Source organism: Candidatus Igneacidithiobacillus taiwanensis (assembly GCF_031962545.1).
Taxonomy (GTDB): domain Bacteria; phylum Pseudomonadota; class Gammaproteobacteria; order Acidithiobacillales; family Acidithiobacillaceae; genus Igneacidithiobacillus; species Igneacidithiobacillus taiwanensis.
The window spans coordinates 1-6,951 of sequence record NZ_JAVRKK010000115.1 but is presented as its reverse complement, the minus strand read 5'-3'; the positions used below and the strand labels follow the sequence as shown (position 1 = coordinate 6,951).

Genomic DNA, 6,951 nt, shown 5'->3' with positions numbered 1-6,951 from the left:
GTTTCTCTCATCCATACTCAAGTGCTGATAGTGGTTGCCCATTGTTCACCTCCAGTCTCCTTGGACCAAAGGTGTTGCACTTCATTTTTGAGCCGGCCCAGCTATCCATAATAACAAAATGAACAGTGCGCCAATGAACGCCGACCCTACGCGCAGGCCGAAGGAGTTCCATCCAAAAATTTGGGTACCACACCACATCAGCCAGTAGTTGAGTATCGGCTTATCGGGGAGAAGCTGGTTATTGAAGGTCGGCACCAAAAGATTGTGATGCGCAATCATCTCCTTCAGCGCCTGGGCATAGATGGGCTCGTCAATATCCCAGAGACTGGTATTCCCAATTCCCCAAGCAAAGTAGAGAAGGGAAAATACAAATATTGCGATAGAGTATACAAAATATCTTTTTTTATGCATTTTCTTGTTGAATGTCTGTATTTTCGATAGGGCTTGACCAGGTGTCCTGCACCAAATAGATGGGTCGCTGCTTGCTCTCTTCGTAACTACGCGATAAATATTCCCCAATGATGCCGAGAGCCAGCAGTTGCATCCCGCCGAGGAAGAGCACCGCAACCATCAGCGAGGGATAGCCCTTGACGCTATTACCGTATAACAGAGTTTCGATTACCAGATAGGCCGCATACAGAAAAGAGCTCAAGGCAATGATCATTCCACTAAAAGACGCTAACTGCAGGGGTACATGGCTAAAAGAGGTAATGCCTTCGATGGCAAGTTGCCCTAATCGCCAGTAATTCCAGTTGCTACGCCCGGTATGTCGAGCTTCGCGGCGATAGGCGACCGAGGTACTGCGGAATCCTGTCCAGGCGAAGAGTCCTTTCATATACCGACGTCGTTCTGGCATGCGTTGTAGAGCATCCAGCACTCGCCGTGAGAGTAGGCGATAATCGCCAGTATCCTGCGGGATTGTAATATTGCTGATACGCCCCAAAAGCCGATAAAAAAGAAAAGAGCTCAAGCGTTTTGCCAGGGGTTCACCATCACGGTGTAATCGTTGTGCATTAACTACATCGTACCCCTCGAGAAATTTTGCAAATAGCTCCGGGATCAATTCTGGAGGATCTTGTAAGTCGGCATCAAGGGGAATGGCGACGTCCCCACGCGCATGATCCAACCCCGCGGTCAAGGCTGCTTCTTTCCCAAAATTACGCGACAGATCGATAACGGTAATGCAGTTTTCTCGTTCGCGTAGAGACAGTAACTGCAATAGCGTGTCGTCAGTACTTCCATCATTGATAAAAATCATCTCCCAAAACTGACCAGTGTGCTCTAACGCCGTGCGCGTACGCTCAAATAAGGGAGCGATATTTGAAGACTCGTTGTGGCAGGGAATAATTACCGACAGCAAATATTTTTTCTGCAACGCCCGCGCTGCTATATCCGGACGAGAAGCAACGGCTTGGGTGATATTCTCCAGAGGGCTGGATGCGCTGCGCCAGGACGACATTTTTCGCTTTCTCCAAAACGTGTGCCTGCGCTATGTCCATCGCGTCATTGCGCTTCCGCTCCCATTGTACTGTCGAAGACTTAGGAAATACTTAGGAAAACGACAGTTGACTTTCTACTTATTGCAGGTGTTATGGTGCGAATGGCTATCCCTTTCCTGCCTTGGAGGCTTTCCCATGTCGAAGGACAAGCATTTCGCACTTTCCCGCCGGCGCTTTCTTACCCTGGGTGCCAGCAGCTTCTTGAGTCTGACTGCCTTCGCAGCCCTTGGCAAGAATGGCATGGGTGGTATGGGCGGGATGGTCATGCCCGCACCTTCTTCGCGGCTCCCCGCCCCCAGCTTTGCGGCACCCTTGCCAATCCCGCCGCAGTACGGCGGGCAGCTCGCTGCCGACGGGGTACGTGAGTTTCATCTGCACATTGCTGCGGGGGTAAGCGAGCTGAGTGCCGGCTTACACACCCCTACCTGGGGTTACAACGGCGCGTTTCTGGGGCCGGCCTTGCTGATTCCGCGGCACCAGCCCGTGCGCCTCTGGGTACACAACGCTCTTCAGGAAAGCACCACGACCCATTGGCACGGCGCCCATGTTCCGGGCAGCATGGACGGTGGTCCACAAAGTCTGATTCGGCCGGGGAAGACTTGGCGCTACGCCTACCAACTCGATCAGCCCGAAGCCACCCTTTGGTATCACCCGCACCCTGCCTCGCGCACCGGGCCGCACGTTTACGCTGGTTTGGCTGGACTCTACTTGGTACAGGACGGTACCGATGCGGCCTTGGGCCTGCCGCGCAGCTGGGGCGTCGATGACATACCGGTGATCGTGCAGGATCGTGTATTGGACGACACCGGCACCTTGCAGTACATGCCGACGGCCATGGACGTGATGGGAATGAAGGGCAATCGCTTTCTCATCAATGGGCGGGAAGCCCCCGTTTTCCATGCACCGGCGCAATGGGTACGGATGCGACTGCTGAACGCCTCGAATGCCCGGCTCTATAATTTTGCCTTTTCCGACGACCGCGAGTTTTACGTCATTGCCAGCGATGCCGGCTATCTGGCGGCCCCGGTTGCGGTGCGGCGTTTGCTCTTGGCTCCGGCAGAGCGTGCCGAAATTCTCATCGACTTGCGCAGTCTTGCGGGTAAAGAACTCTACCTACGTAGTGATTCCGGGAGCGTTGTCCCAGCATTGAGCGCACGCTCCATGGACAGCGATGCCTACGATCGCAGCAATTTTCCGCTCCTCGCCATACGCGTGCGACCGCGCCTGGGGCCGGGTGGCAGGCTGCCTGACCGTTTGGCGGAGATTCCCTCCCTGCAGGCCAATGCGCAAACTCGGCAATTTGTGTTGCGCGGTATGGCAATGCAGCAGGATATGCCGGAATTACGCCAAGCGATGCAGCAGGTGCGCCATGCCGGACCCGGAGGAATGTCTCTGGGTATTGATGGACAGCGCTTATTCTCCATCAACGATCGCTATATGGATATGCAGGTGATCAACGAAAAGCTGCGGTTAGGCAGTACAGAAATCTGGCAAATCGAAAATCGTGCCGAGATGGCGCATACCTTTCATGTACATGGAACCTCATTCCAAATTCTTTCGCGCAACGGTGCAGTGCCACCAGCGACCGAGCGTGGATGGAAAGACACCTTACTCATTCGCCGCGACGAGACGGTGCGTTTCATTGCCCACTATGCACAGCCGGCGACGGAAGAATTCCCCTACATGTACCACTGCCACATGCTCGAGCATGAGGACAATGGCATGATGGGGCAATTCACCGTGACCTGAGCTTATTGGGAAAGGATCGGTCGGTACACGAATATTGCGTGGTCCATGCCGGCGTAGGCGTAGACCTCGTGGTTACGTGGGTTGATGGCTCCGGTATGGGTGCTGAGGTATCCGGTTTTGACAAAAGCCACGGGTTTCAGGCTAACCGCATTATAGACGTCAAATCCCTTCGCCTTGCTTTCAAAAGCGTAGACCAGTTGATATTGCGGATCGAGCACTACCTCATCGATACCGCTCTGCGAAGGTAGACGCTTTAGGATTTTTAAATCCTTACCCTGGAGTACCAAGATGCCGTCTTTGGTTGTGCCGACCCACAAATCGCCGGTTTTTTCATCAAAGGCCTGCCCCTTGGTGTGCGAGTTTTGACCATTAGCGGTGGGTAGGGCGGTGTTGATCTTATGGATGATCTGGTTATTTTTTAGATTGATGACTTCTTCCCAAGAGTCATCCGGCATATAGAGTCGATCCTTGGCGGCACGCAAGGTACCAACATCAGGGCCACTTCCCGATTGCGGATACAGTGCGATCTTGCCGATAAAGCGGGGTTTTTCTCCTAGCCGGTATATATCAATCCAATTGCTGTCATCCATGGCAACATACAAGCGATGATTGCGGGTGTCGGCATAGATGGCGTCGGGAGTCAAGCCAACGGGCCGAAAGTGGTATACAACTTTCCAGCTATGCTTAGAGATGACATAGATTTGATCGTTGGCTTGGCCATTGCTTTTGCCATTGGAAGTCCAGTAGACATAGTTCTTATCCCAAGCCATACCCGAAGGATTTTGAATTCCTCCTTGAATGATATGCGCGATCTTATTGTCAGCAGGATTGATCACCGCGCCACCGCTGTACGCCATGGAGGCATAAATATTTTGGGTTTCGGGATCGTAACGGAGAAGATCGCCATGGCCATCCGTCGTGGGCAATACGATTTTCTTGACCAATTGGAAGTGGACGGTTTCGGCGGAGGAGATGAGTGGCACGCAGGCAATAACGGCTGCTATGCCAATGGAGAGCAGTAAAGATTTCATTGGGTATCCTCTATCGTAGCGGGCGACGGAAAGATAGCAGCCGCCAGCGCCAAGGTCTACGTGCGTTAGGGAGATGCCTCGGCTGTGATCCAGCTAATTGTACGCTAAGAATTGTGCGGTACGGTGAAGCGTTAAGGGCAGAGAATCGCAGTAAGGATGCCGTATCTATTGTCATAAAAATTCATAAAAGGTTCATAAAACTGTAATAATAATGTGCTAGCCTCTCACGTGTTTGGTTGTTATACGACCAAAAGTTTTGTTGAGATACAACGATCCGCTACGAGAGGTTATGCTCATGTCCCAAAATGCGATGTCTTCTGTTCCTCCTCGGAGGGTTGCTTCGATTCTGCGGGCGGCCATGGCCGCAGCCGGTTTCCTTAGCGCCGGCATGGCTTACGCCGATACTGCGGTAACCGCGCCCACCCAATCCTCTATTTCTGTTGGTGAGGTGAGTGCCGCCATTAGTGCTACTAGCGATCTTGGCAGCAAAGAAGCCAAGAGCCTCACGCAAAAACATAATTTTAGCTCCGGCCAATCGATCAAGGTGCTCGACAAGGCGCAGATGGCCGCCGCTGGACCCTTGGGCGGCAGTGCTCAAGCCTTGAGCTATGCGCCGGGTGTTGGTGTTTCTGGGTATGGCTCCAGTGGGGCAACCAAGACTTCCATCAGCATCAATGGAATCAAGCAGGGATGGGGTGGTTTTTCCGGCGGGCAGATCGATGATGGTAGCCTGTCGGTAACCTTTGACGGCGTACCTATGGTCGATCCTTCCACGGGGCTATGGCAGTCGCCGCAGGTGCCGCAAACCGGCATCTTACAGGGCATTGGCATCACCTATGGTCCCGGCAATCCAGAAAATCGCTGGTATAACAATATTGGTGGTCAAATCGATTTTGTACCGCTGCAGCCCACCGCCAAGCCGGGTGGCGACATCAAGCTTACCTATGGCAGCTATGACGCGAAAAATATCGTTTTCAACATTCGTACCGGCAGTATCGACGGCTGGTCTACCATCCTTGCCGGTGGCGCCGGATCGTCCAATAGTTATCGGCAAAGCCCGGATGGTTTCAATAACCCAAGTTATAGCTACGCCTGGTTTTTGAAGACGCGTAAGACGTTCAGCAATGGCGATTTTTCTGTTGGCGCCTACCTAGCGAAAGGCTCTGGCTATCGACCAGTCCCGATTCCCGTGAACTCGATTGCCGGTGTGACCTTGGATGGCACCGCCAATTCGCCGCTATATAGTCAGACAGCAAGTGGGTATTATTCTTCCCTACCGAATAGTGTTTGGTTCAAGCAGGACAGCAACAGCACTTGGTTACTGTACAGCAAGCTGAATGTCGATCTCGACAAAACCTGGTCGCTGCACAACATGATCTGGTATCGCTATGGTCATCGGCTACACTTTCATTATAATAACTATGGCTTGTCCAATCCCAGTAATCTCTACGAGTATAACAACCCGCACGACTCGGTCTATGGCGACAAACTGTTTTTGACCGCCAAATTGCCCTATAACGAAGTCAGCTTCGGTGGCTTCTTTCTCAATAGCGATTACAACACCAGGAATGCCTTCTATAATACCAACGCGCCCTACTATGGTTCGCGTCTAGTACCAAATGCGCATTATCGCAGCGATTATTTTCAGCAGACCGACCTCGCTGCCTTTGTGCAAGATCGGATCTCGCCAATGTCCAACCTGCACATTACCCCGGGCGTTCGCGTCATCAATTACCAGACGCGCTATACCCCCTCTGGGCAAAGCGATTTTCCACAAGCCTATGCGCTATATCCTCATAATAACCAGGGAGTTCTGCCGGCAGCCAGTGTAAGTTTCACTCAGGTCGAGCCGTCGTTGGATTTCAATTGGCGTCCCATCCCATGGCTGGCGGTGTTTGCCAGCTATGCCCAGGCATACAAGGAGCCGCAGGTGGGCGGTGGTGGCGGGCTGTATCAGAAAAAAGCCCCGATCTACAATTTGGAGCACAGCGCAGATTACAATGCGGGTGTGAAGGTGCATTTTGATAACGCCGCTTTCCTCCATCATTTCCTGTTTACCGCTAGTTTCTATCATCTCCATTACACCAATCAATATATTCCTCTCTATGATAGCAATGGAAACTATATTGGTGATGCCAATGGCGATTCCGTATATCAGGGCGTCAATCTCGCTTTGGATGACGAGATCCTCTACAATCTCGATTTGTTCATGAATGCGAACTTCGAAAAAGCGGTTTTTGATCACTACGTAACCGGTGGCGTTTCTTATGATGGCTTACCGGTATCCAACGTGCCCAATAAAACCTTCAATATTGGCGTTACCTATCGCTTGCCGCTTGCCGGTACGGTATTGCAGCCGCGCCTGTGGTATCAATACGTTGGCGCGCAGGGCATGTTCAACAACAATACCGGCGCGCCTAGCGCCGATAAAATGCCGGCCTACGGCACGCTCAACTTGGGTATCGATGAAAAGATTCCCAGCGTCGGTCTGGTACCGTTTTTGCGCCATGTCGACTTGAACTTGAATATCCTTAATCTCACCAACAATCACTACAACGAATTCCAGTATATTTCGAGTGGTGGCTTGTTGGGCGGCGATTCTGCCGGGCAAGTCCTGGCCCTGCCGGGCGCGCCAATTACTGTGTACGGAAGCATTTCCGCGCATTTCTAAG

At 52.3% G+C, this 6,951-nt stretch carries 5 protein-coding genes; 2 read left to right on the top strand and 3 right to left on the bottom strand.

What is annotated here, in order from left to right:
* Positions 1–81 precede the first annotated feature (81 nt).
* Positions 82–411 carry a hypothetical protein gene (locus RTI30_RS11425; protein ID WP_312263330.1) on the bottom strand — a complete coding sequence of 110 codons (330 nt, stop codon included), beginning with the start codon at positions 409–411 and terminating at the stop codon, positions 82–84.
* The gene (locus RTI30_RS11420) at positions 404–1,459 is read right to left on the bottom strand and encodes a glycosyltransferase family 2 protein (RefSeq protein WP_312263331.1); all 1,056 of its coding nucleotides are present in this window, start codon (positions 1,457–1,459) and stop codon (positions 404–406) included. The genes RTI30_RS11425 and RTI30_RS11420 overlap by 8 nt, the downstream gene beginning before the upstream one ends.
* A 175-nt stretch (positions 1,460–1,634) precedes the next feature.
* On the opposite strand from RTI30_RS11420, the gene RTI30_RS11415 reads away from it, so the two are divergent.
* A complete protein-coding gene (locus tag RTI30_RS11415; protein ID WP_312263332.1) occupies positions 1,635–3,248 on the top strand; it encodes a multicopper oxidase domain-containing protein in 1,614 nt (537 codons plus the stop codon).
* Positions 3,249–3,250: 2 nt separating this feature from the next.
* On the opposite strand, the gene RTI30_RS11410 is transcribed toward RTI30_RS11415, so the two are convergent.
* On the bottom strand, positions 3,251–4,279 hold the full coding sequence (locus RTI30_RS11410) for a hypothetical protein (protein WP_312263333.1): 1,029 nt from the start codon (positions 4,277–4,279) through the stop codon (positions 3,251–3,253).
* Between the two features lie 358 nt (positions 4,280–4,637).
* Here RTI30_RS11410 and RTI30_RS11405 point away from each other — a divergent pair, with 358 nt between their 5' ends.
* Positions 4,638–6,950 carry a TonB-dependent receptor domain-containing protein gene (locus RTI30_RS11405; RefSeq protein ID WP_312263334.1) on the top strand — a complete coding sequence of 771 codons (2,313 nt, stop codon included), beginning with the start codon at positions 4,638–4,640 and terminating at the stop codon, positions 6,948–6,950.
* Position 6,951: the final 1 nt, after the last annotated feature.

What these genes read in the sequence shown, in the direction of transcription:
- RTI30_RS11420 (WP_312263331.1), bottom strand. Translation starts at nt 1,459, where the DNA reads ATGTCGTCCTGGCGCAGCGCATCCAGCCCTCTGGAGAATATCACCCAA.
- RTI30_RS11415 (WP_312263332.1), top strand. Translation starts at nt 1,635, where the DNA reads ATGTCGAAGGACAAGCATTTCGCACTTTCCCGCCGGCGCTTTCTTACC.
- RTI30_RS11425 (WP_312263330.1), bottom strand. Translation starts at nt 411, where the DNA reads ATGCATAAAAAAAGATATTTTGTATACTCTATCGCAATATTTGTATTT.
- RTI30_RS11410 (WP_312263333.1), bottom strand. Translation starts at nt 4,279, where the DNA reads ATGAAATCTTTACTGCTCTCCATTGGCATAGCAGCCGTTATTGCCTGC.
- RTI30_RS11405 (WP_312263334.1), top strand. Translation starts at nt 4,638, where the DNA reads ATGGCCGCAGCCGGTTTCCTTAGCGCCGGCATGGCTTACGCCGATACT.